This window comes from Methylobacterium sp. CM6246 (assembly GCF_054818005.1).
The window spans coordinates 1,181,612-1,202,320 of sequence record NZ_JBTXKY010000001.1 but is presented as its reverse complement, the minus strand read 5'-3'; the positions used below and the strand labels follow the sequence as shown (position 1 = coordinate 1,202,320).

General features: G+C 69.5%; 21 protein-coding genes and 1 tRNA gene. 13 read left to right on the top strand and 9 right to left on the bottom strand.

The window, feature by feature from the left end; all coding sequences use genetic code 11:
• Window positions 1-99: 99 nt before the first annotated feature.
• Window positions 100-2,244: a sodium-translocating pyrophosphatase gene (locus tag ACYQPG_RS06080; RefSeq protein WP_461230534.1), complete on the bottom strand. Its 2,145-nt coding sequence runs from the start codon at window positions 2,242-2,244 to the stop codon at window positions 100-102.
• A 503-nt stretch (window positions 2,245-2,747) separates the two neighbouring features.
• Here ACYQPG_RS06080 and ACYQPG_RS06075 point away from each other — a divergent pair.
• Window positions 2,748-3,149 (top strand): hypothetical protein, encoded by a 402-nt coding sequence (locus tag ACYQPG_RS06075; RefSeq protein ID WP_147908473.1) that lies wholly within the window; start codon window positions 2,748-2,750, stop codon window positions 3,147-3,149.
• Here ACYQPG_RS06075 and thiL read toward each other — a convergent pair.
• From thiL to ACYQPG_RS06055, 4 genes are all read right to left on the bottom strand, one after another.
• A complete protein-coding gene (gene thiL, locus ACYQPG_RS06070) occupies window positions 3,069-4,064 on the bottom strand; it encodes a thiamine-phosphate kinase (RefSeq protein WP_147940110.1) in 996 nt (331 codons plus the stop codon). The two genes, ACYQPG_RS06075 and thiL, sit on opposite strands and share 81 nt — an antisense overlap.
• A 3-nt stretch (window positions 4,065-4,067) precedes the next feature.
• On the bottom strand, window positions 4,068-4,691 hold the full coding sequence (gene nusB / locus ACYQPG_RS06065; RefSeq protein WP_461230533.1) for a transcription antitermination factor NusB: 624 nt from the start codon (window positions 4,689-4,691) through the stop codon (window positions 4,068-4,070).
• Between the two features lie 11 nt (window positions 4,692-4,702).
• Window positions 4,703-5,191: a 6,7-dimethyl-8-ribityllumazine synthase gene (gene ribH, locus ACYQPG_RS06060; protein ID WP_147908475.1), complete on the bottom strand. Its 489-nt coding sequence runs from the start codon at window positions 5,189-5,191 to the stop codon at window positions 4,703-4,705.
• A 112-nt stretch (window positions 5,192-5,303) separates the two neighbouring features.
• A complete protein-coding gene (locus tag ACYQPG_RS06055) occupies window positions 5,304-5,873 on the bottom strand; it encodes a carboxymuconolactone decarboxylase family protein (RefSeq protein WP_461230532.1) in 570 nt (189 codons plus the stop codon).
• Between the two features lie 176 nt (window positions 5,874-6,049).
• On the opposite strand from ACYQPG_RS06055, the gene ACYQPG_RS06050 reads away from it, so the two are divergent.
• From ACYQPG_RS06050 to dxs, 11 genes are all read left to right on the top strand, one after another.
• Complete coding sequence (locus ACYQPG_RS06050; protein ID WP_058193267.1) at window positions 6,050-6,772, top strand: SDR family NAD(P)-dependent oxidoreductase; 723 nt, start codon at window positions 6,050-6,052, stop codon at window positions 6,770-6,772.
• A gap of 22 nt (window positions 6,773-6,794) precedes the next feature.
• Entirely contained in the window at window positions 6,795-7,925 is a 1,131-nt protein-coding gene (locus ACYQPG_RS06045) for a hypothetical protein (RefSeq protein WP_461230531.1), read from the top strand.
• Complete coding sequence (locus ACYQPG_RS06040) at window positions 7,922-8,395, top strand: NUDIX hydrolase (protein WP_419828951.1); 474 nt, start codon at window positions 7,922-7,924, stop codon at window positions 8,393-8,395. Before ACYQPG_RS06045 ends, ACYQPG_RS06040 begins: the two co-directional genes overlap by 4 nt.
• 11 nt (window positions 8,396-8,406) lie before the next feature.
• A complete protein-coding gene (locus tag ACYQPG_RS06035; RefSeq protein WP_461232427.1) occupies window positions 8,407-8,820 on the top strand; it encodes a TIGR02301 family protein in 414 nt (137 codons plus the stop codon).
• A gap of 159 nt (window positions 8,821-8,979) precedes the next feature.
• Window positions 8,980-9,234: a hypothetical protein gene (locus ACYQPG_RS06030; RefSeq protein ID WP_007564226.1), complete on the top strand. Its 255-nt coding sequence runs from the start codon at window positions 8,980-8,982 to the stop codon at window positions 9,232-9,234.
• A gap of 110 nt (window positions 9,235-9,344) precedes the next feature.
• Entirely contained in the window at window positions 9,345-10,199 is an 855-nt protein-coding gene (ygfZ, locus tag ACYQPG_RS06025) for a CAF17-like 4Fe-4S cluster assembly/insertion protein YgfZ (protein ID WP_461230530.1), read from the top strand.
• A gap of 75 nt (window positions 10,200-10,274) precedes the next feature.
• Window positions 10,275-10,889, top strand: coding sequence for a DNA-3-methyladenine glycosylase I (locus ACYQPG_RS06020; RefSeq protein ID WP_461230529.1), 615 nt, complete (start codon window positions 10,275-10,277; stop codon window positions 10,887-10,889).
• Complete coding sequence (locus ACYQPG_RS06015; protein ID WP_461230528.1) at window positions 10,886-11,506, top strand: HD domain-containing protein; 621 nt, start codon at window positions 10,886-10,888, stop codon at window positions 11,504-11,506. The genes ACYQPG_RS06020 and ACYQPG_RS06015 overlap by 4 nt, the downstream gene beginning before the upstream one ends.
• Window positions 11,507-11,582: 76 nt before the next feature.
• Window positions 11,583-12,095, top strand: a complete 513-nt coding sequence (locus ACYQPG_RS06010; RefSeq protein ID WP_147908482.1) for a tyrosine phosphatase family protein — start codon at window positions 11,583-11,585, stop codon at window positions 12,093-12,095.
• A 226-nt stretch (window positions 12,096-12,321) separates the two neighbouring features.
• Window positions 12,322-12,582 carry an exodeoxyribonuclease VII small subunit gene (locus ACYQPG_RS06005; protein ID WP_058193261.1) on the top strand — a complete coding sequence of 87 codons (261 nt, stop codon included), beginning with the start codon at window positions 12,322-12,324 and terminating at the stop codon, window positions 12,580-12,582.
• Window positions 12,583-12,625: 43 nt separating this feature from the next.
• Window positions 12,626-14,620 carry a 1-deoxy-D-xylulose-5-phosphate synthase gene (gene dxs / locus ACYQPG_RS06000; protein ID WP_461230527.1) on the top strand — a complete coding sequence of 665 codons (1,995 nt, stop codon included), beginning with the start codon at window positions 12,626-12,628 and terminating at the stop codon, window positions 14,618-14,620.
• 116 nt (window positions 14,621-14,736) lie between these two features.
• Here the strand turns inward: dxs and ACYQPG_RS05995 are convergent, their stop codons facing one another.
• Window positions 14,737-15,828, bottom strand: coding sequence for a tartrate dehydrogenase (locus ACYQPG_RS05995; RefSeq protein WP_147910955.1), 1,092 nt, complete (start codon window positions 15,826-15,828; stop codon window positions 14,737-14,739).
• Between the two features lie 101 nt (window positions 15,829-15,929).
• On the bottom strand, window positions 15,930-17,864 hold the full coding sequence (locus tag ACYQPG_RS05990; RefSeq protein WP_461230526.1) for a chloride channel protein: 1,935 nt from the start codon (window positions 17,862-17,864) through the stop codon (window positions 15,930-15,932).
• Between the two features lie 150 nt (window positions 17,865-18,014).
• Here ACYQPG_RS05990 and ACYQPG_RS05985 point away from each other — a divergent pair.
• Window positions 18,015-18,091 (top strand) — tRNA-His (locus tag ACYQPG_RS05985).
• Window positions 18,092-18,464: 373 nt separating this feature from the next.
• Here ACYQPG_RS05985 and ACYQPG_RS05980 read toward each other — a convergent pair.
• Both ACYQPG_RS05980 and ACYQPG_RS05975 read right to left on the bottom strand, forming a co-directional pair.
• The gene (locus tag ACYQPG_RS05980) at window positions 18,465-19,079 is read right to left on the bottom strand and encodes a hypothetical protein (protein WP_461230525.1); all 615 of its coding nucleotides are present in this window, start codon (window positions 19,077-19,079) and stop codon (window positions 18,465-18,467) included.
• On the bottom strand, window positions 19,061-20,098 hold the full coding sequence (locus tag ACYQPG_RS05975) for a hypothetical protein (protein WP_461230524.1): 1,038 nt from the start codon (window positions 20,096-20,098) through the stop codon (window positions 19,061-19,063). The genes ACYQPG_RS05980 and ACYQPG_RS05975 overlap by 19 nt, the downstream gene beginning before the upstream one ends.
• Window positions 20,099-20,709 lie beyond the last annotated feature (611 nt).

Genomic DNA, 20,709 nt, shown 5'->3' with positions numbered 1-20,709 from the left:
CGTCATTGCGAGCGCAGCGAAGCAACCCAGGGACACGCGACCTTCACGGGCGGCGCGCTGAGCGCCGAGTCCGGCGCGGATCCGCGCCGGACCCGCCCCTCAATAATGCGCCAGCACCGCCAGCAGCAGCAGGGCGATGATGTTGGTGATCTTGATCGCCGGGTTCACCGCGGGGCCGGCCGTGTCCTTGTAGGGGTCGCCGACCGTATCGCCGGTCACCGCCGCCTTGTGGGCGTCGGAGCCCTTGCCGCCGTGGTGGCCGTCCTCGATGTACTTCTTGGCGTTGTCCCAGGCGCCGCCGCCCGAAGTCATCGAGATCGCGACGTAGAGGCCGGTGAGGATCACGCCGAGGAGGCTCGCCCCCACCGTGGCGAAGGCCTGGCTCTTGCCCGCGATCGCCTGGATCACGAAGAACAGCACGATCGGCGACAGCACCGGGAGCAGCGACGGGACGATCATCTCCTTGATCGCCGCCCGGGTCAGCATGTCGACCGCCCGGCCGTAATCCGGCCGGTCGGTGCCCTGCATGATCCCGGGCTTCTCCCGGAACTGGCGCCGGACCTCCTCGACCACAGCGCTCGCCGCCCGGCCGACCGCCGTCATGGCGATGCCGGCGAACAGGAACGGGATCAGGCCGCCGAGCAGCAGCCCGACCACCACGTACGGGTTGGACAGGGAGAAATCGACGCTGACGCCCTGGAAGAACCGGTACTGCGTCGGGCTGGCATTCGCGATGAAGTAGTTCAGGTCGGACGTATAGGCGGCAAACAGAACCAGGGCGCCGAGGCCGGCCGAGCCGATCGCGTAGCCCTTGGTGACCGCCTTCGTGGTGTTGCCGACCGCGTCCAGCGCGTCCGTGGACTTGCGCACGTCCGGCGGTAGCCCGGCCATCTCGGCGATGCCGCCGGCATTGTCGGTGACCGGCCCGAACGCGTCGAGCGCCACGATGAAGCCCGCGAGCGCCAGCATCGCGGTGACCGCGATGGCGATGCCGAACAGGCCGGCCAGGGCGTGGGTCGCGATGATGCCGGCCACGATCACGATGGCCGGCAGCGCGGTCGATTCGAGCGAGATCGCGAGGCCCTGGATCACGTTGGTGCCGTGGCCGGTCACCGAGGCGTCCGCGATGGACTTCACCGGGCGGTAGTTGGTGCCGGTGTAGTATTCGGTGATCACCACGATCAGCGCCGTGATGGCGAGCCCGATCACCGCGCAGCCGAACAGGCCGCCCGACGTGAAGGTCACGCCCGTGGAGGTGGTGAACGCCGTCGAGAAGCCGCCCAGCAGGGTCAGGTTGACGATCGCGATCGCCACCACGGAGAGCACGCCCGCGGTGATCAGGCCCTTGTACAGGGCCCCCATGATCGACTGGTTGGCGGACAGCCGCACCGCGTAGGTGCCGGCGATCGAGGTGACGATGCAGGCCGCCCCGATGGCCAGCGGATAGAGCATCATCGGCTCGAGCACCGCCCGGCCGCTGCCGGTGGGCCCGGAGAAGAAGATTGCGGCCAGCACCATGGTGGCCACGATGGTCACCGCGTAGGTCTCGAACAGGTCGGCCGCCATGCCGGCGCAGTCGCCGACGTTGTCGCCGACGTTGTCCGCGATGGTGGCCGGGTTGCGGGGGTCGTCCTCCGGGATCCCGGCCTCGACCTTGCCGACGAGGTCGCCGCCGACGTCGGCGCCCTTGGTGAAGATGCCGCCGCCGAGCCGGGCGAAGATCGAGATCAGCGAGGCGCCGAAGCCGAGCGCCACCAGCGCGTCGATCACCTCGCGGCTCGACGGGTCGAGCCCGGCGCCGCGGGTGAGGTAGAGGTAGTAGAGGGCCACCCCCAGCAGGGCGAGGCCGGCGACCAGCATGCCGGTCACCGCCCCGGACTTGAACGCCATGTCGAGGCCCGCCCCCAGCGAGGCCGAGGAGGCCTGGGCGGTGCGGACGTTGGCCCGCACCGACACGTTCATGCCGATGAAGCCGGCGGCCCCCGACAGGACCGCGCCGATCAGGAAGCCGACCGCCACCTTGATCCCGAGGAACACCGCCAGCAGCACGAACAGCACCAATCCGACCACGCCGATGGTGAGGTATTGCCGCTTCAGGTAGGCCTGCGCGCCCTCCGCGATGGCGGCGGCGATCTCCTGCATGCGCTGGGTGCCGGCGTCCCGCCGCATCACGTCGAGGATCGTGACGATGCCGTAGGCGACGGCACAGAGCCCGCCCACGATGATCAAAGCCAAGGGGATCATGCTCTACCGTCCTTGTTCTTATCGTGCCTGGCGGGGGCTTGTGATCGGTGTCGCGCTTGGCCGTCGCAGGACGACCATGGGACGTTGTGCGCGAATCAGTGCATTCCTTCCCAGTCGGTAAGTCTTAGCGCGTCCGCCGCCGAAGTGCAGACCGGTTCGGCGACAGTGAGCCGTCTCAGCAAAGGATAAGAGTCGGCCCGAGCATGGCGTGATCGGGCGGAGTCTAGTTGCCAAACTTCGCCGGTGAGCGCAAACGCCGCGTTTTCCGGCTTGGGCACTGCATCATGCCGATGCTGCATTGCGCCATGCCAGGATGCGGACCCAGACCGCGAAGGCTCTTCGCAGCGAAGCGGCGTCCGAGGTGTCGGTTCGTCGAAGTCTGGACCGATCCGACCGCCCCCGCGCCGCCCCGGCCGCCGAATTCTTCGCGGCTACGCAGGGCCTTAACCCGCGGTTAACCATACGGATCTCTACTTCCGGTTGTATAACGGATGGGGCTGAACATGAGCAGCGACCAGGTTGCCAAGCTGGCGGCGACGATCGAGGTGTTGACCGGGGCGGTGCACTTTTTGATCGCCGAGCGGGTCTCGGCCCAACCCGAGGCGGTCCAGGGCGACCTCCTGCACATCCTGCAGCGCGCCTTCTCGACGCCGCCCCGCCCGGAGGAGGCGCTCACCGGCCGCGCCGCGCTGACCAGCGGCGACCTGGCCCTGTGGATGCCGATCGTGGCGGCCGGGATGATGGACGAGGTCCGCCGCCAGATCGGGCGCCAGCCCGAGGGGGTGACCCACATCGTCCTCGGCCGGACCAATCCGGGCCCCGCCTCAGAAGTGGCTGAACGCCCCAGCCGCGAACACGCGCGCAGCGCCATCGCCCATTTCGAAGCGGGGCGGGCCGTCGCCTGAAGTGACGGTCCCGATGGCGGTGAGCGGGACCCCGGCTTCCGCCGCCTCGGCCCGGAGCGCGTCGAGGTCCTCGGGGGCTACGGTGCAGAGAATTTCGTAATCATCGCCGCCGGTTAGGACCGGGTCGATCAGGCCCGGCTCGGCGGCGCTCGCCCGGGCCGCGGCTTCCGACAGCGGCACGGATCCAACCGCGATCCGGGCGCTGCGGCCCGCGCCCAGCATCTTGGCGAGGTCGCCGGCGAGCCCGTCCGACACATCCATCGCGGCCGAGGCATGGCGGCGGATCGCGGTCGCCAGGGCGAGGCGCGGGCGCGGGTGCAGGTACCGGTCGGCCAGCACCGCCAGCAGCGCCGGGTCGAGGGCCGCCGCCCAGGCGGCGTCCGGCTCCAGGCGCAGCCGCAGGCCGAGCGCCGCATCGCCGATCGTGCCGCTGACGCAGATCCGGTCGCCGACCCGGGCGGTGCCGCGCCGGACGATGCCGCCGGACGGCACCTCGCCGAACAGCGTCACCCCGATCAGCGCCGGCCCGCCGGAACGCACCGTGTCGCCGCCGAGCAGCGGGCAGCCGACCTCGGCCGCCGCCGCCCCGAGTCCACCGGAGAAGCCGGCGAGCCACGCCTCCGTCCAGTCGTCCGGAAGTGCCAGGGTCAGCAGGAAGCCACGCGGCACCGCCCCCTTGGCCGCGATGTCGGACAGGTTCACCCCGAGCGCCTTGCGGGCGATCGAGGCCGGGGGATCGTCGGGAAAGTAGTGGATCCCGGCCACCACCGCGTCGGCGGTGACGACGAGATCATGCCCGGGGGTGGGCGTCAGGGTCGCGGCATCGTCCCGGAGCCCGTCCGCTCCCGGCCCGGCCAGCGGGGCGAAGTAGCGGGCGATCAGCCCCTCCTCGGAGGCGCGGCCCGGCCCGGACACGGCTCAGGCCTTCTTGGCGGGCGGCTTTCCGGAGCCCGGCTTGCCGCCCCCCTTGTTGCTGCCGCCCTTGTTGCTGCCGCCCTTGGGCGCGCTCATCTCACCCGGCCGGACCTCCCGGGCGACCCGGTCGAGGACGGCGTTGACGAGGCCGGGCTCGTCGGCGGTGTAGAAGCTGTGGGCCACGTCGACATATTCGGAGATCGCCGCCGGCGCCGGCACGTCGGGCCGGAACAGCAGCTCGTAGGCGCCCGCCCGCAGGATCGCCCGCAGCACGATCTCGATGCGCCGGAGCGGCCAGCCCTGGGCCAAAGCCTGGTCGAGCTTCTGGTCGATCGCCCGCTGCTCCTCGACCGTGCCGCGCAGCAGGTCACGGAAGAAGGCGGTCTCGGCCTTGGGATGCATTATCCCGTCGACCTCCTGGCCGATCCAGAAGGCCTCGAACTCGGCGAGCGCGTCGAGGACGCCCTTGCCGGAGATGTCCATCTCGTAGAGCGCCTGCACCACGGACAGGCGCGCGCCGCTGCGCGGGCTGATAGCCCGGGCCGTATCGTGAGCCGTCTCCTGGGCACCGCCTCCGGCGCCATCCTGGGCGGTGTCGTCCGGCCTGGTCTCGGTCGTCGCGGTCATGTCGGTTCTCGTTATCGCGGGCGCGCCGCCTCGGCTGCGCGCTTGAGGGCGAGCACCCCGAGCGCCGCCTCAGCCGCGCCGCCGCCCTTGTTCATCTCGGCGACCCGGGCCCGTTCCAGCGCCTGCGCCTCTGTCTCGACCGTGAGGATGCCGTTGCCGAGCGGCAGCCGGCGCTGGACCGAGAGGTCCATCAGGGCGCGGGCGCTCTCGCCGGCCACGATGTCGTAATGCCCGGTCTCACCGCGGATCACGCAGCCGAGCGCCACCACGGCGTCGTAGTCATCCGCCAGGATCGCCACGGCGGCGGGGATTTCAAGGGCGCCCGGCACCGTGACCACGGTGGCGTGCGCGGCGAACGCCTCGATCACCGCGAGGGCGCCGGCCAGCAGCTCGTCGGCGAGCGCCTCGTAGTAGCGGGCCTCGACGACGAGGATCCGGGCGCCGGCAAGGGCCGGATCCGCGGGCATCGGCGCCGTGGCGGCGCGGTTATGGGCGACCATGGCTGAGTCCGGTCGGTTTTTCGGGGGTTGGCGAGGGCGCCGCGCTTCGGGCGCCCTCGGGATAGAGGGACGGTTAGACCGAAGCGGCCGGCGCGACAAGCACCGCGGTACGCTACCGCACCAGCGGCGGCAGCGGCGGCGCGCCCGCCTCCGGGAGTGCCGTGCGGGCCACGTTCATGGTCATGGCCAGCAGCGCGTAGTAGCCGTTGATTCCCGTGAGATCGATCGCGCCCTGCTCGCCGAAGCGCCCCACCACGGACGCGTAGGTCGCATCGCTCACCGCACGGTTGTGCTGCAGCTCGGTCGAGAAGGCGTACGCCAGCGCCTCGTCGTCACTCATGGTCTCGGGGCGGCGGCCCTCTACCAGGGCCTGTGCGGTCTCCGGTGCGACCCCGGCCTTGAGCGCGATCGGGTGGTGGATCTGCCACTCGACCTGCTGGCTCCACAGCCGGGCGACGATCAGGATGACGAACTCGCTGATCCGCAGCGGGAGGGCGCTGCCGTAGCGCAGGTAAAGCCCCATGCGGCTGGCGCATAGCATCAGTTCGGGGCTTCGCAGCAGCGGCACGAACGGCCCGAAGACCGGGACCCCGCGCTCGGCGCGGAACACCTCGGCAGCTGCGGCCTGCACGTCCGAGAACTGGTCGGCGGGGATCTCCGGCAAGCGGTCCGTACCCGTCATGGCTTCCTGCCCTCACTAGCACCGTGCGCGCGGCACGCGCTCTGGATTTCCGGCCCCCGTGAGCCTAGACCGTTCAGGCTCACCGGCACGACGAGCGCCCGGGCCGGACGCGATCCGAACACACGCCAGCGAGGCTTACGGCTTTGGCCCTCCCCGTCAACGAACGCCGGCGCATCATGCTGCTCACGGGCGCGAGCCGGGGCATCGGACACGCCACCGTCAAGCGCTTCTCGGCGGCCGGCTGGCGGGTGATCACCTGCTCGCGCCACGCGTTCCCCGAGAACTGCCCCTGGGAGATGGGTCCCGAGGACCACCTCCAGGTCGATCTGGCGGACGCCCAGGACACGATGCGGGCCATCGAGGAGGTCCGGGGACGGCTCGATGCCGAGGGCGGCGTGCTGCACGCGCTCGTCAACAATGCCGGCATCTCGCCGAAGGGCCCCGCGGGCGAGCGCCTGGGGGCGCTGGCCACCGAGTTCGACGGGTGGCAGCGGGTGTTCCAGGTCAACGTCTTCGCCACGATCCTGCTGGCCCGCGGCCTGCGCGACGAACTCGCCCGGGCCCGGGGCTCGATCGTCAACGTGACCTCGATCGCGGGCTCCCGGGTCCACCCGTTTGCGGGTGCCGCCTACGGCACCTCCAAGGCCGCCCTCGCCGGCCTGACCCGCGAGATGGCCGCCGATTTCGGGCCCCTCGGGGTGCGGGTCAACGCGATCTCGCCGGGCGAGATCGACACCTCGATCCTGTCGCCCGGAACGGAGAAGCTCGTCGAGCAGATCCCGCAGCGGCGGCTCGGCACCCCCGACGAGGTCGCAAAGGCGATCTACTTCCTGTGCACCGACGCCTCGTCCTACGTGAACGGGGCCGAGCTGCACATCAACGGCGGCCAGCACGTTTGACCCGCCGCTCCGGGCGGCGGACATGACCGCCATGCGCTATTTCCCGCCCCGGCAACGCCGGATCGTCGCGGCCCTCATGGGATTGGTCCTGTGCGCGGCGCCGCTCGCCACCGCCCGCGCCGAGCCACCCGGCCTCCGGATCCTGGACCTGCCGTTCAAGGTGAGGGCGCTGCGCGGGCCGCGCAGCGAGGTCGCGATCTCGGTGGCGACCTCCGGCCTGCTGCCGATCGCCGGTGCGAAGACGAGCCAGCCGGCCGGCGACGAGGAGAGCGCCCCGATCGCCGTGGTCTGGGGCGACGACGGCGGTGCCGTGCTCGGCCTCGCGGACGGCACCGTTACGGCGCGGCCGATCGGCCGTGAGGCGGTCGAGGGGCTGACCGCCGCCGAGACGCCGCGGGGCGCCCTGCCGGGTTCGCGCCGGGTCCTGGCCGGGCCCCTGAGCGCCTACCTGACCGGCCGTACCCGGGCCGCAGATGGCGGCGAGGCCGCCGCCGTCCTGACGATCCGCGAACGCCAGCCGATGGCCGTCAGCACCGATCCGAAGCCGGTCCCGGTCGCCACCGTCACGGTACCGGCGGGGGGCGACGCGGCGTTCGCGCCGCTCCGGCCGCGCCTGCTGCGCCTCGCCGGCCGCCCGGCCCTCCTGGCCGCGACCCTCTCGGGACTGGATTCGGGCGGCCTCGTGCTGATCGGCCGCCCCGACGGTGCTGAGGCCTGGAGCGTCACGGCCCGCACCCCGGTGCAGCCCGGCCCGCCCCTGAAGATCGCCGGCATCGCGGATTTCGCGGGTTCCGGCATCGTGCAGGCCGCCACGGTCAGCGCACGGGGCCTGCTGCAGCTCTGGACCCTGCAGGCGGGCCGGATCGAGGCCGCTGGCGAGGCCCCGGGCTACGCGGCGGGCGAGGGAGATGCGGACCTCGCCGTCACGGCCCCGGCCGCAGGCCCACCCGAGCTCGCGGTGCCGGTGGCCGGACGGCCGGAGATCGCCCTCGTTCAGGCGAAGGGTGCGCTGCACGAGCGCCTGCGCATCCCGCTGCCGGCACCGGCCACGATCGGCATCGTGGCACTCGGCGAAGGCGCCGCGACGCGGCTGGTGGTCGGCCTCGCCGACGGGCGGGTCGCAATCGTCGCCCCCGACGGAGGCAAGCCGTGACGGCGGGCGAAGCCGATGGCGGCGGGCGCCTGTTCCCGACCCGGCCCTTCGTGGGCGCGTCGATCGCGGTGATCCGCGGCGATCGCGTCCTGCTGGCCGCCCGGGCGAACGAGCCGATGCGCGGCGTGTGGACCCTGCCGGGCGGCCTGGTCGAGGCCGGCGAGGCCCTGGCCGAGGCGGCCCTGCGCGAATTGTCCGAGGAGGTCGGCCTGGCGGCCGAGGTGGTCGGCGTGCTCTCACCCACCGAGATCATCGTCCGGGACGAGGCCGGCCGCGTCCGGCACCACTACGTCGTCCACCCGCACGCAGCCCTTTGGTGCGGCGGCGAGCCCGTGGCGGGCCCGGAGGCCCTCGGGGTCCGGTGGGCGACGCTCGCCGAGATCGCCGGCCTCGCGACGACGCCGGGCCTGATCGGGACCCTGCAGGAGGCGTTCGACCGGGTCGGCGACAGAGGAGAGGCGCGCCCGTGAGGCTTCCGGTCATGCTCTGCCTCGCCGTGGCGCTCGCGGGGCCGGCCCTGGCGCAGCAACGCGGCAGCCGCGCGGCGCCAGTCAAGGAGGCGCCCAAGGAAGCGTCCCCACCGGCGGACGTGCCCGCTCCCTACGACCGCGACCTGATGCGGATGTCCGAGATCATCGGGGCGCTGGCCTTCCTGCGCGGCCTCTGCGCGGCACCCGACGCCGGGGAATGGCCGGCCCGCATGAAGGCGCTGATCGAGTCCGAAGGCGTGACGCCGGCCCGGCGTGATCGACTGGCCGGCGCTTACAATCGCGGCTATCGCGGCTACGCGTTGACCTACCGGGTCTGCACCCCGGCCGCGCACGAGGCGGCCGCCCGCTATGTCACTGAGGGTGACAGGCTGTCGCACGCCTTGGCTGGGCGATTCGGTGGGTGATGCAGAGGCAACACAGGCGGGACGCATCCCCCGTAAGGATCAACTTCGAGCGTCCGCGTTAACCGATCTGAAATTCTCGGCTGGCCGAGCCGCGGGGAGCCACCTATCATTCGTTGGTCCGCCGGGTCCCGTGCCCGGCGCAACGGAAGTATCGGGTCCATGCAGCACATCTCTCAGACCGCCCCCATCGAGGTCGATGTCGAGGAGAAGCGCGTCGCGCTGAGTTATGTCTCGGAGGCGTTCGCGGAAGGCTGTCTCGACGGGCTCGACGGCGACTGCATGGCTCAGGCCGCCCTGTTCGCGGCCTTCCAGGAACTCGTGATGACCTACGGCGAGGAAGCCACCGCCCGCTACGCCGAGGGCTTTCCCGAGCGCATCCGCGGGGGTGCTTTCACCACGACCCTCCAGCATTGACGAGGCGGCCGCGGAGCCCGGACGGTTGAGGCACGGGTGCGCAGCGACTACCTCCCGGCCCTGCGCTCCGGAATTCCGGATTGCCCCTGTCGCGTGAGGATCTGACTGCCATGCCCGTCGCCCTGCTGCCGGACCGCGCCCTCGTCACCGTCACAGGGCCTGAATCCACCGCACTGCTGCAGGGCGTGCTGACCTGCAACGTCGAGACCCTGCAGGCCGGAGAGGCCCGCCTCGGCGCCCTCCTAGCGCCCCAGGGCAAGATTCTGTTCGACTTCCTGATCTCGCGGATCCCGGACGGTTTCCGGCTCGACACGGCGATCGACCGGGCGGCCGACTTGGCCAAACGCCTCACGCTTTACCGGCTGCGCGCGCAGGTGGCGATCGCGGTCGACCCAACCGTGGCGGTGGCGGCGGCCTGGGCCGGGGCCTCGCCGGCGGCCGAGTCGGACACCGTGGCGGATGCCCGCCATGTGGATCTCGGCGCCCGGATCTACGCCGGCGAAGGTGCCTTCTCGGCCGACGCGTCGGAGGCGGAATACCACCGGCGCCGCATCGGCCTCGCCGTGCCCGAGGGCGGACGCGATTACGTCTACGGTGATGCGTTCCCCCATGAGGCGCTGTTGGACCAGCTCGGCGGCGTGGACTTCAAGAAGGGCTGCTACGTGGGCCAGGAGGTGGTTTCGCGCATGCAGCACCGGGGCACCGCCCGCACCCGGATCCTGGCGGCTCGCTATACGGGCGAGGCCCCTCCCCCCGGCACCGAAATCGCCGCCGGTGGCAAGGGACTGGGTACCACCGGCAGTACCGCGGGCGAGCACGGCCTCGCGCTGGTGCGGCTCGACCGCCTGGCCGACGCCCTCGCGGCCGGCGCAACCCCTCTCGCCGGCGATCGTCCGGTGACGTTCGAGAAGCCGGCCTATGCGACGTTCTCGATGCCTGAGGCCTCTGCATCGCCGGCCGCCTGATCGCTGATCGCAGCGTAACGTGACGTGGTTGGCGTGGCGATAGCGTTCCGCTCCTGTTCTCGCTAAACCACCGGGATGCCCGAGACCGGCCTGATCGACCATCCCGACGGTTGCCCCCGCTGCTGGTGGGCCGGCCACGACCCGCTCTACGTCGCCTATCACGACACCGAATGGGGCGTGCCCGAGCGCGACGGGCAGGCGCTCTACGAGAAGCTGATCCTCGACGGCTTCCAGGCGGGCCTGTCCTGGATCACGATCCTGCGCCGCCGCGAGGGCTTCCGCGACGCGTTCTCCGGCTTCGACCCGGAGGCCATCGCCCGCTACACTGAGGCCGACGTGGCGCGGCTGATGGCCGACGCCCGCATCATCCGGAACCGCGCCAAGATCGTCGGCACGATCGCCGGGGCCCGGGCCTGGCTGCGGATCGAAGAGAGCGGTCCGGGCTTCGCGCCGTTCCTGTGGGACTTCGTGGACGGCCGACCGATCCAGGGGAGCGCCCGGAGCCGCGCCGAGATCCAAACCGAGACGCCGGTCTCCCGGGCGATCGGCAAGGCCCTCAAGGCGGAGGGCTTTTCGTTTTGTGGACCGACCATCGTGCATGCCTTCATGCAGGCGGTCGGCATGGTGAACGACCATCTCGTCGGCTGCCACCGCCATGGACCCTGCGCCGCGCTGGGCCAGCCGGCATGAGCGACCCGGCACCCCGGGCCTGGCAGCGGATGCTGTCCGGCCGCCGCCTCGACCTCCTCGATCCCGCGCCGCGGGACATCGAGATCGCCGACATCGCCCACGGGCTCGCCCGGGTGGCACGCTGGAATGGCCAGACCCGGGGGCCGCACGTCTTCTCGGTCGCCCAGCACAGCCTGCTGGTGGAGGCGGTCGGCCGCCACATCGCCCCGGGCCGCACCGATCGGGACGGGCTTGAGCTACTGCTGCACGACGCCCCGGAATATGTCGTCGGCGACATCATCTCCCCGCTCAAGGCGGCGATCGGCGACGCCTATCGCGGGGTCGAATTGCGCCTGCTCGCGGCCGTGCGCCGCCGGTTCGGCCTCGCGGCTCCCGTGCCCGCCATCGGACGGCTGGTGAAGCGGGCCGACCGGATCGCGGCCCATATCGAGGCCGTCGAACTCGCCGGCTTCGCCCTGGATGAGGCCGAGCGCTATTTCGGGCGCGCCCCGGACCTGCCGGCGGGTATCCTCGCGCTCGCCGAACCGTGGCCGACCGCGCAGGCGCAGGCGCGGTTCCTCGACCGCTTTCATACCCTGGCGGAAGATTCCGGGGCCCCATCTCCCGATCCGGAATGAGGCGCCATGCCGAGGCTGCGGGCCGCCGCCGCGTCGCCCTCGATCCGTCACGATCACGCGTCAGGTGCCCGCCATCATGCCAACCCTTCACGTCTGTCCGCTCTCGCGCCTGCCCGAGACCGTCGCCGCCACCGGGGCGAGCCACGTGCTCACGCTCGTCAACGTCGGCACGCCGCTCGAGCGCCCGGCGCTGATCGATGCGGAGAACCACTCCGTCATCGGGGTCAGCGACATCGCTGAGCCCCGGGATGGACACGTCTTGCCGGCCGACGAGCACGTGGCCGGCATCCTGGCCTTCGCCCGAGCCTGGCCCCGGGACAAGCCGCTGGTGATCCACTGCTATGCCGGGATCAGCCGGTCCACCGCGGCCGCCTACATCGCGGCCTGCGCGCTGGCACCGGACCGCGACGAGGGTGACATCGCCGACGCCTTGCGCGCGGCATCCCCGTCCGCGACGCCCAATCCGCTGTTCGTGGCGATCGCGGACCGGATGCTCGACCGTGACGGCCGGATGATCGCGGCGGTCGCGCGGATCGGCCGCGGCGCCGAAGCGTTCGAGGGGACGCCGTTCTGCCTGACGCTGACGTGACAGCCGGGCGGATAACCTCCGGTTGTCGGCGCCCCCGCCGCCGCGCACGACCGTCCGGTAGGCGTTCCACGCCGGGTTCGCTAAGGGGCGCCCCAAGGCGCGGAGAGTGTGGCGCAAACGCCGCCGCATGCTGCCAAAACGCGGCCTATCCGGCCGGCCTCGCCCTCGCGTGGGTTGTGGCCGCACCGGCTGCCGCCTTAGAACTGACCCAAAGGATGTGTGTGGGATGAACGCGAGCAGACCCGAGGTGGCCCCGGCCGCCGGCGACCTGCCCTTCGAGAAGGCGCTGGAGCAACTCGAAGAGATCGTGCGTAGGCTCGAGCGGGGTGATGTCCCGCTGGACGAGTCGGTGGCGATCTACGAGCGCGGCGAGGTGCTGAAGAAGCACTGCGAGGCGCTGCTGAAGCGGGCCGAGGCGCGGATCCAGAGGATCACCCTCGGCGCCGACGGGCGGCCCGAGGGCGTGGCGCCGCTCGATATATCCTGAGGCTCGGCGGTCAGACCGATCCCGTCCGATAGAGGTTGATGCCGTGGCGATTTCCCCCGAGCTGAGCGCACTTCTCGACCGTATCCCGGAGCCTGCGGCGCTCCGGCAGCTTCCCGAATCCGAGTTGCAGGCGGTGGCGGACGCGGTGCGGGCCGAGATGATCGACGCGGTGTCGATCACCGGCGGCCATCTCGGCTCCGGGCTGGGCGTGGTCGAGCTCACGGTCGCCCTGCACCACGTGTTCGACACCCCCGACGACCGCATCGTCTGGGACGTCGGCCACCAGTGCTACCCGCACAAGATCCTGACCGGACGCCGCGACCGCATCCGGACGCTGCGCCAGGGCGGCGGCCTGTCCGGCTTCACCAAGCGCTCCGAGAGCGCCTACGACCCGTTCGGGGCCGCCCATTCCTCGACCTCGATCTCGGCCGCGCTCGGCATGGCGGTCGCCCGCGACCTCGACGCCGAGGCCGCCAAGGCCAAGGGCCGGACCGCGAAGCGCCGCAACGCCATCGCGGTGATCGGCGACGGCTCGATGTCGGCCGGCATGGCCTACGAGGCCATGAACAACGCCGGCGCCCTGCACTCGCGCCTGATCGTCATCCTCAACGACAACGACATGTCGATCGCCCCGCCGGTGGGCGCGATGTCGGGCTACCTGGCGCGGCTGGCGTCGGGCGGCACCTACCAGTCCCTGCGCGAGACCGCCAAGCAGCTCGGCAAGCTCCTGCCCAAGGCGCTCTACCAGCGCGCGGCGGCCGCGGAGGAGTACGCCCGCTCCCTGGTGGTGGGCGGCGGCACGATGTTCGAGGAGATGGGCTTCCACTATGTCGGCCCGGTCGACGGGCACAACCTCGACCAGCTGCTGCCGGTGCTGAAGAACGTCCGCGACGCCGAGCACGGCCCGATCCTGCTCCACGTCGTCACCCGCAAGGGCAAGGGCTACGCGCCGGCCGAGGCCAGCGCCGACCGCTACCACGGCGTGGTCAAGTTCGACGTGGTCTCGGGCGTCCAGGCCAAGGCCAAGCCCAACGCCCCGGCCTACACCCGGGTGTTCGGCGAGAGCCTGATCAAGGCGGCCGACGCCGACGACCGGGTCGTGGCGATCACGGCGGCGATGCCGGGCGGCACCGGCATCGACCTGTTCGGCAAGGCGCACCCGGACAAGACCTTCGACGTCGGCATCGCCGAGCAGCACGCGGTGACGTTCGCGGGCGGGCTGGCGACGGAGGGCTACCGGCCGTTCGTGGCGATCTACTCGACGTTCCTGCAGCGGGCCTACGACCAGGTCGTGCACGACGTGGCGCTGCAGAACCTGCCCGTGCGGTTCTGCCTGGACCGGGCCGGTCTGGTCGGCGCGGACGGGGCGACCCATGCCGGCGCGTTCGACCTGGCGTACCTGTGCTGCCTGCCGAACATGACCGTGATGGCGGCCTCCGACGAGGCCGAGCTGGTGCACATGGTGGCGACCGCGCACGCCCATGACAGCGGCCCGATCGCGCTGCGCTACCCGCGCGGCGAGGGCGTCGGCGTGGAGCTGCCGGAGCGGGGCGAGGCGCTGGCGATCGGCAAGGGCCGGATGGTGCGCCAGGACCCGGAGGCGCGGGTGGCGATCCTGTCGCTGGGCACGCGGCTGTCCGAGGCGCTGAAGGCGGCCGACACGCTGGCGGAGCAGGGCGTGGCGGTGACGGTGGCGGATGCGCGCTTTGCCAAGCCGCTGGACGAGGCGCTGATCCTGGACCTGGCGCAGAGCCACGAGGTGCTGATCACGATCGAGGAGGGCTCGCGCGGCGGGTTCGGGGCGATGGTGCTGCACCTGCTGTCCGAGCGGGGCGCCCTGGATGCGGGGCGCGTCCGGGTGCGCACCCTGACGCTGCCGGACCTGTACCAGGACCACGACAGCCCGGAGAAGATGTACGCCGAGGCCGGCCTCGACGCCGCAACCATCGTCAAAACCGCGCTCGCGACCCTGCCGGCATCCTCCGGCCAGGTCGAGCAGGCGAGCAACGTGGTGAGCGTCCGCCGCCGCCCGCGCTGATTTTTCGAGCGGCGCGCCCAACCAGCCAAAGACCTTGTCCTGACGGCTGTGTAGCCCTCGGGGGAGCCCTTCAGTGATCTCGCGATCCTGCAGGGCTCCTCAGGATAGACGGGGATTTATCCCAACGCGTCCGCCACGGCCTTCCCGCAGGCCTGCGTGTCGGCATTGCCGCCCAGGTCGCGCGTGCGCAACGTCCGCTCGGACAGCACCCGCTCGATCCCGCTTACGATCTCCCGCGCGGCCTCGTGCTCGCCGAGATGCTCCAGCATCATCGCGCCCGACCAGATCTGGCCGATCGGGTTGGCGATGCCCTGGCCGGCGATATCGGGGGCGGAGCCGTGGACCGGCTCGAACACCGACGGGTGAATCCGCTCCGGATTGATGTTGCCGGACGGCGCGATGCCGATCGTGCCGGTGCAGGCGGGTCCGAGATCCGACAGGATGTCGCCGAACAGGTTCGACGCCACGACCACGTCGAACCGATCCGGATTGAGCACGAAATGCGCGGTCAGGATGTCGATGTGGTACTGGTCCCACCGCACGTCCGGGTAGCCCTCGGCCATCGCCTTCACGCGCTCGTCCCAGTACGGCATGGTGATCGAGATGCCGTTCGACTTCGTAGCCGAGGTCAGGTGCTTCTTCGGCCGGCTCTGGGCCAGCGCGAAGGCGAACTTGAGGATCCGATCTACCCCGTGGCGGGTCATGATCGTCTCCTGCAGGGCGAACTCGCGGTCGGTGCCGGCGAACATGCGGCCACCCGCATTCGAGTACTCGCCCTCGGTGTTCTCGCGAACTACCCAGAAGTCGATATCGCCGGGCTTGCGGTCGGCCAGCGGGCACTTCACCCCGGGCATGAGGCGCACCGGGCGCAGGTTGGCGTATTGGTCGAACTCGCGCCGGAACAGGATCAGCGAGCCCCACAGGGAGATGTGGTCGGGCACGCGTTCCGGCATGCCGACGGCACCGAAGTAGATCGCGTCGTGTTTCTCGATCTGCGGCTTCCAGTCCTCCGGCATCATCCGGCCGTGCTGCTCGTAATAATCGCAGCTCGCGAAATCGAACCAGTCGAACTGAAGCGCGAAGCCGTGCCGCTTGGCCGCCTGCTCAAGCACGCGCACGCCCTCGGGCACCACCTCCTTGCCGATGCCGTCGCCCGGGATCACCGCGATGCGGTAGCGGCGCTGGGAGCTGCTGTCTTGACCGGCCATGGATCCTCACGGGTCTCGCGTCGGGGGCCGCGTACCAGCCCCGGGTTGCACGATGCCAGGGTGTTGCACGCGCGCATGCGGTCAACACCCCGGCCTGACAATCACGCAGATTCGCCTGCCATGGCTCGGCGCTGACGGTCCAGTTCTTCGCTGTAGCGCTTGAGCGTGTGGCTCTCGGTGAGCAGGCCCAGGACCTGGCGGCTCGCGGCATTCTGGACCACCGCGAGCGCCTCGCTCTCGCTACGGTCGAAGGTTGCGGCCGCATCCCTGGCGTTCATCTCCGGCGTCAGGAACCGGTCGGGGTGAAGCAGGAGGTCGGCGAGGACCGGCGGGGCGCCGGCCTCGGCGTCGCGGGCGGCGGCATGAGCCTCTGGAACGTTCACGATCCCGGCGTAGCGGCCCTGCGCATCCACGGCGACCACCCGGGAGGGGGAGCCCAGCGGATGCGCGCGCAGGAAGGTCGGCAGCGGCGTGTCCACCGCCACGGTGGCGACGTCCCGGCGCATCAGCCGGCCCACGGTCAGCGAGCGGATCCAGCCGACATCGTGGGGACTGCGGATGGTCTCGCCGCGCAGGTGGAAGCGCCAGGTGGCGAAGGAGTAGCCGAAGATCTTCCGGACGGTCAGCGAGGAAGCGATCACCGCCGCCAGCACCAACCCGGTGATCGGCAGGCTGCCGGTGATCTCCAGCGCCAGGAACGTCATGGTCAACGGGCCGCCGATGATCGCCACGGCGAGCGCGCTCATGCCGATCACCGCGTAGGCCAGCGGCGTGAGGCCGAAGACTGCCATCGCGGGCAGGAGCTCCGGGGCCAGGGCGGCGAACAGCTTGCCGGCGATCGCTCCGAGGAACAGCGACGCGAAGAACAGGCCGCCCCGGAACCCGGAGCCGATCGAGATCGCGGTGGCCGTCGCCTTGGCGGCGAACAAGCCGGCCAGAAACGCGGCTCCGTGCCCCTGCCCCTCGGCGGCGAAGTGCATGTGCAGCGCCCCGTGCCCCCCCGAGAGCACCTGCGGCGTCGCGATCAGCGCCAGCGCGCCGACACATAGCCCCCCGAAGGCGGGACCGGCCGCCCGAGGCAGGCCGGAGGCCTGGACCAGCCGCTCGACCAGGGTGACGCCACGCATGATCAGGATACCGAACAGCGCGCAGATCAGCCCGAGGGCGAGGCTCGGCAGGATCTCGAGGCTGGTGATGTGCGAGGTCGTGACCGCCTGCATGTCGCCGAGGTCGACCAGCGGCTGGGTGTGGATCAGCGCCCGGGAGACGAGGTTGCCGCAGAGCGCTGCGACCACCACCGGCGCCAGGGTGGCGATCGAGTAGGTGCCGATGATCAGCTCGAAGGCATAGAACGCCCCGGCCAGCGGCGCCCCGAACCCCGCCGCGATGGCCCCGGCCGCCCCGCACCCGACCAGGGTCCGCAGGTCGCCCCGGCGTACCTCGAAGGCGATACCGAGTCGCGAAGCGAGGCCGGAGGCGAGCTGCGTGTAGCCGGCCTCCAACCCCACGGAGGCCCCGGAGCCGTTCGAGATCACGTTCTGCAGGGCAAGGTAGAGGCTGTCCCGCAGGGACATCCGGCCGCCGTGCAGGGCGTTGGCCTCGATGGGGTCGATGGCCGGGCGCTTGCGCGGCCCGCGCAGGTAGTTCGCTGCGAGGATCAGCAGCCCGAGCAGCACGCCGCCGAGACACGGGCCGATGAGCAGGAGCGGCGGTGCGACCGCGTGGGCGGCGCTGAGCCGGGTCCCTGCCGGGAGGTGGTAGAGCGCCTCGCGCAGGGCCTGCGTCACCCAGGTCATGGCCGAGACCGCCAGCCCGCTGATGCAGCCGACCAGGGTCGCCAGCAGGACGAGCCCGCCCTCGCTGCGCCGAACCAGGCTGCGCAGCCGCCCGGGCGCCAGGAAGATCCGAGAGCGGGTCCAGCGCCTGCGGGGGCTATGGCCCGGCCGGGCAGCCGCCCGGTTCGCCGCCCCCGTCTCGGCGGCCTGGCCCCGATCCCGGCTCCCGGTCGCGCCCGACGCTGGCTCTCGCGCGCTCACGCTCGCCCCTACCCCCCGATCCGCCCTGGCCGACGCGCGGTTTCGTCGTTGCACTTATGAGGCGAATCCGCCCTGCGTCCACCGAGACCGCATGAGCCTGCACACATCGTCTTGAAAACTGCCGCGGCCCACGATACACCGCCCGCCAGTGCCGCCGTAGCTCAGTTGGTTAGAGCACCAGATTGTGGATCTGGGGGTCCCCCGTTCGAGCCGGGGCGGTGGTACCATCGAATTTGTGACTGTTGGGAAGGGGTTGGCCTATCGCCGGCCCCTTCTTCGTTTGAAGGATGCTTCCTGGAAACGGCAACCAGGAAGCGAATAGGAAGCATTTCGGGAAGCTAGCCTCGGACAGGTGGCGTGCGGCTCCGTTTTGCTGGCAGCGCGCTCGCCTACCCTGTGGCGCAGATGCAACGCTTCATCACCGTGTCTTAGCTGCGTGGATAGCTTCGGTGAGGTCGCGAACTGCGAGCTTGCCCCCCGTCAGCCCGTTCGATCACCCGCCACAGCGCAGCTTGGCACGCATGCGCAATTTCATACTGCTGTTAGCCAGCGTGCCCACACTGCTCTCGTACGAGCGTCAAGGCGTGCGGCCAGTTTGTATCAGGATCCCGCAACTCCATCCTTCCTGTTGACGATGTCAGTCAGGAAAAAAAGGGCCCAAAAGACCGTAACGGCTAGGCTCGAGAGCAAAACGGAGAGCAGGAAGGCACCCGTCAGATGCACTGCGTCTTTGATGCCGGGATATGCCCTCGTCCAAACGACAACCGGGTCGTGCAGCAGTCCGGCAAAGACGACCGCACCGAGCGTCAGTAGACCCAGAAACGAAAGATATCCCAGCAGGTAACAGAGGAACTGCCGCAGGGTCAGTACCTCGCCATCGAGAAGGATCTCTGCTCCTGCTGGCCGTCGATCGAAAGCAGCTCCAGGTGAGCCCATCGAGACTGAAGCGAGCGCTCCAATCATGAATGGGACAGCCATGATTAGTAGATCGCGGGCGAAGCGAAGGAGGCCGGCATCGCCGAAAAGAGGGATCTTAGGAGTGAGCAGCGAGTAGACAGCCCACCCAAGGACACCAATCACGAGCGGCAGTTTGATGTCGTAGAAGGCTTTCTCGGCGTGATAGATCCACAGGTAGCGAAGTGGCGTGAGCAAGCGCAGGCGAGACGGTGTTCCGCCCTGCCTAACATCCTGCAACCCTACCCGGCGCGCCGCCATAGCTCGTCCCTGTCGACCAGTTCGCGCAGCTTTCCGACCACCTCGTCGTCGATATCCTGGCGCCAGCGCCGCGGAGGCGCACTCAGAGATATAACCTCCTTCGGACATAAAAGCAGGTCTGTAACCCCTTCGACCTCCTCGTGCAGCTTGCCGCCGATCGTCGCGTTGCCGGTGCTCCGATAGAAGACCTCCGACTGAAAGCCTCGGTGCTTGAAATCGTCGACGATCCGCTGAGCCCAGTTGCGCCGCTCTGCCGGATCGCCAGGCCCTTGCGAGACGTTCACCCGCATCTCTACGTCAGCCCGAAATTCTTCGTGCAGCACCGTGGTGGCTTGCCCTGTCGCATGTTTCTCTGAGCGCTTTGTGAAGATGAGGTGGGATAGCTCTCGGCCTACGCCCACAGCGGCATCAAGACTACGGCTGACGTCTGCCAGAAGATCAAGCTTAGGCCAGTATCTGTAGTTCTTCCTAATAGGCTTCCCCTTCTTATCCTTGGAGAATGCCTCGAATTCCCAACCCTCGGATTGCGCATGCCTTCTAAGCTGCCTGCGAAGTAGGGCAGCAATGTACTTTCGGCTCACACCGCCATGAATGTATTCGATCGCACATCTATATGAACCATCGTCGTAAGAACCAGCCCTGGGCAACTTAACGACGACATGCGCGGTCGATGCACCCACTTCATCCTGATCACCGGATAGTTCTCTCCCAATGAGTTTTCTCGTGTCTATAACTGAAAGGCTTTTAACATCGTAATCCGCGTGCTCAAAGAACAGCACGGCATAGCCACTATCGCCGCCCTCGAAGAATTTACAATCTTTTATTCTAATAAAATCATGGCCATATCCGTTACTTGCTCGTATTATTTCATCCTGACTATCAGTCGATCCAATAAATTCAATGGCATGGCCCAGCGCACGCCTTTCTTCAATGATACGCAAAAGCTCTGTTGCGCCATGTAACGGCGCCTTATGCTGATTGCCTGCATGTGTTACCGAGCGACTTACAAGGCGGTTCAACAGGATGTGACGATCGTGATTAGGTGCTCTCATTGCTTCCCCACACGGTCCCGTGTCGAGGGACGTGCTGACAGATTTGGCTAAGGCGAACTGTAGTTTCGCTTAGCGAGGGCCAGCAACCGCAATGCAACCTTTCGTCGTAGTGCTCCACGGGTTTGTGCGGCTCTTAGCGCCAGAGGCGCGCTCCACAGAAGCAGCCTCAGGTCGGGCAGCCCCGGTCCCGATGCTGACGCGCGGCTAGCCCATGCACGGGGCCAATCGCTTCCACGTTGGCATGAGCGCATGCAAACGATCTGAGTTGGCCAGCGGCAGACTAATTTGCAGCGGCTATGGACCTCAGAAAATTGTGGTGCACACCGCTGGTAAGGGATTAAGGCTGGCGGGGCTATGTACAGAAAGGCCTCGTTTAAGCTCGGCCATTGCTGGCGATGGAGCCCTACCTACCCTTCCGCAATATCAGTGTCATAATGGCATGGCTCTGATTTCTGCATTGTAAGCGCAGCTCTTGGCTACGACCCTCGTCGCACAAAATCAGTCTACGTAGCGGAGCGATCCCTTGGAACAAGCGAACCGTAAGCGAGCCCACCTGGAACGCGTTTTGCTCGTCTGTG

What these genes read in the sequence shown, in the direction of transcription:
- ACYQPG_RS06030 (WP_007564226.1), top strand. Translation starts at nt 8,980, where the DNA reads ATGCAGCACATCTCTCAGACCGCCCCCATCGAGGTCGATGTCGAGGAG.
- ACYQPG_RS05995 (WP_147910955.1), bottom strand. Translation starts at nt 15,828, where the DNA reads ATGGCCGGTCAAGACAGCAGCTCCCAGCGCCGCTACCGCATCGCGGTG.
- ACYQPG_RS06005 (WP_058193261.1), top strand. Translation starts at nt 12,322, where the DNA reads ATGAACGCGAGCAGACCCGAGGTGGCCCCGGCCGCCGGCGACCTGCCC.
- ACYQPG_RS06035 (WP_461232427.1), top strand. Translation starts at nt 8,407, where the DNA reads ATGCTCTGCCTCGCCGTGGCGCTCGCGGGGCCGGCCCTGGCGCAGCAA.
- ACYQPG_RS06075 (WP_147908473.1), top strand. Translation starts at nt 2,748, where the DNA reads ATGAGCAGCGACCAGGTTGCCAAGCTGGCGGCGACGATCGAGGTGTTG.
- ACYQPG_RS06055 (WP_461230532.1), bottom strand. Translation starts at nt 5,873, where the DNA reads ATGACGGGTACGGACCGCTTGCCGGAGATCCCCGCCGACCAGTTCTCG.
- ACYQPG_RS06020 (WP_461230529.1), top strand. Translation starts at nt 10,275, where the DNA reads ATGCCCGAGACCGGCCTGATCGACCATCCCGACGGTTGCCCCCGCTGC.
- nusB (WP_461230533.1), bottom strand. Translation starts at nt 4,691, where the DNA reads ATGACCGCGACGACCGAGACCAGGCCGGACGACACCGCCCAGGATGGC.
- ACYQPG_RS06050 (WP_058193267.1), top strand. Translation starts at nt 6,050, where the DNA reads ATGCTGCTCACGGGCGCGAGCCGGGGCATCGGACACGCCACCGTCAAG.
- ACYQPG_RS06080 (WP_461230534.1), bottom strand. Translation starts at nt 2,244, where the DNA reads ATGATCCCCTTGGCTTTGATCATCGTGGGCGGGCTCTGTGCCGTCGCC.
- ACYQPG_RS06015 (WP_461230528.1), top strand. Translation starts at nt 10,886, where the DNA reads ATGAGCGACCCGGCACCCCGGGCCTGGCAGCGGATGCTGTCCGGCCGC.
- ACYQPG_RS06045 (WP_461230531.1), top strand. Translation starts at nt 6,795, where the DNA reads ATGACCGCCATGCGCTATTTCCCGCCCCGGCAACGCCGGATCGTCGCG.
- ACYQPG_RS06010 (WP_147908482.1), top strand. Translation starts at nt 11,583, where the DNA reads ATGCCAACCCTTCACGTCTGTCCGCTCTCGCGCCTGCCCGAGACCGTC.
- ACYQPG_RS05980 (WP_461230525.1), bottom strand. Translation starts at nt 19,079, where the DNA reads ATGGCGGCGCGCCGGGTAGGGTTGCAGGATGTTAGGCAGGGCGGAACA.
- ribH (WP_147908475.1), bottom strand. Translation starts at nt 5,191, where the DNA reads ATGGTCGCCCATAACCGCGCCGCCACGGCGCCGATGCCCGCGGATCCG.
- ygfZ (WP_461230530.1), top strand. Translation starts at nt 9,345, where the DNA reads ATGCCCGTCGCCCTGCTGCCGGACCGCGCCCTCGTCACCGTCACAGGG.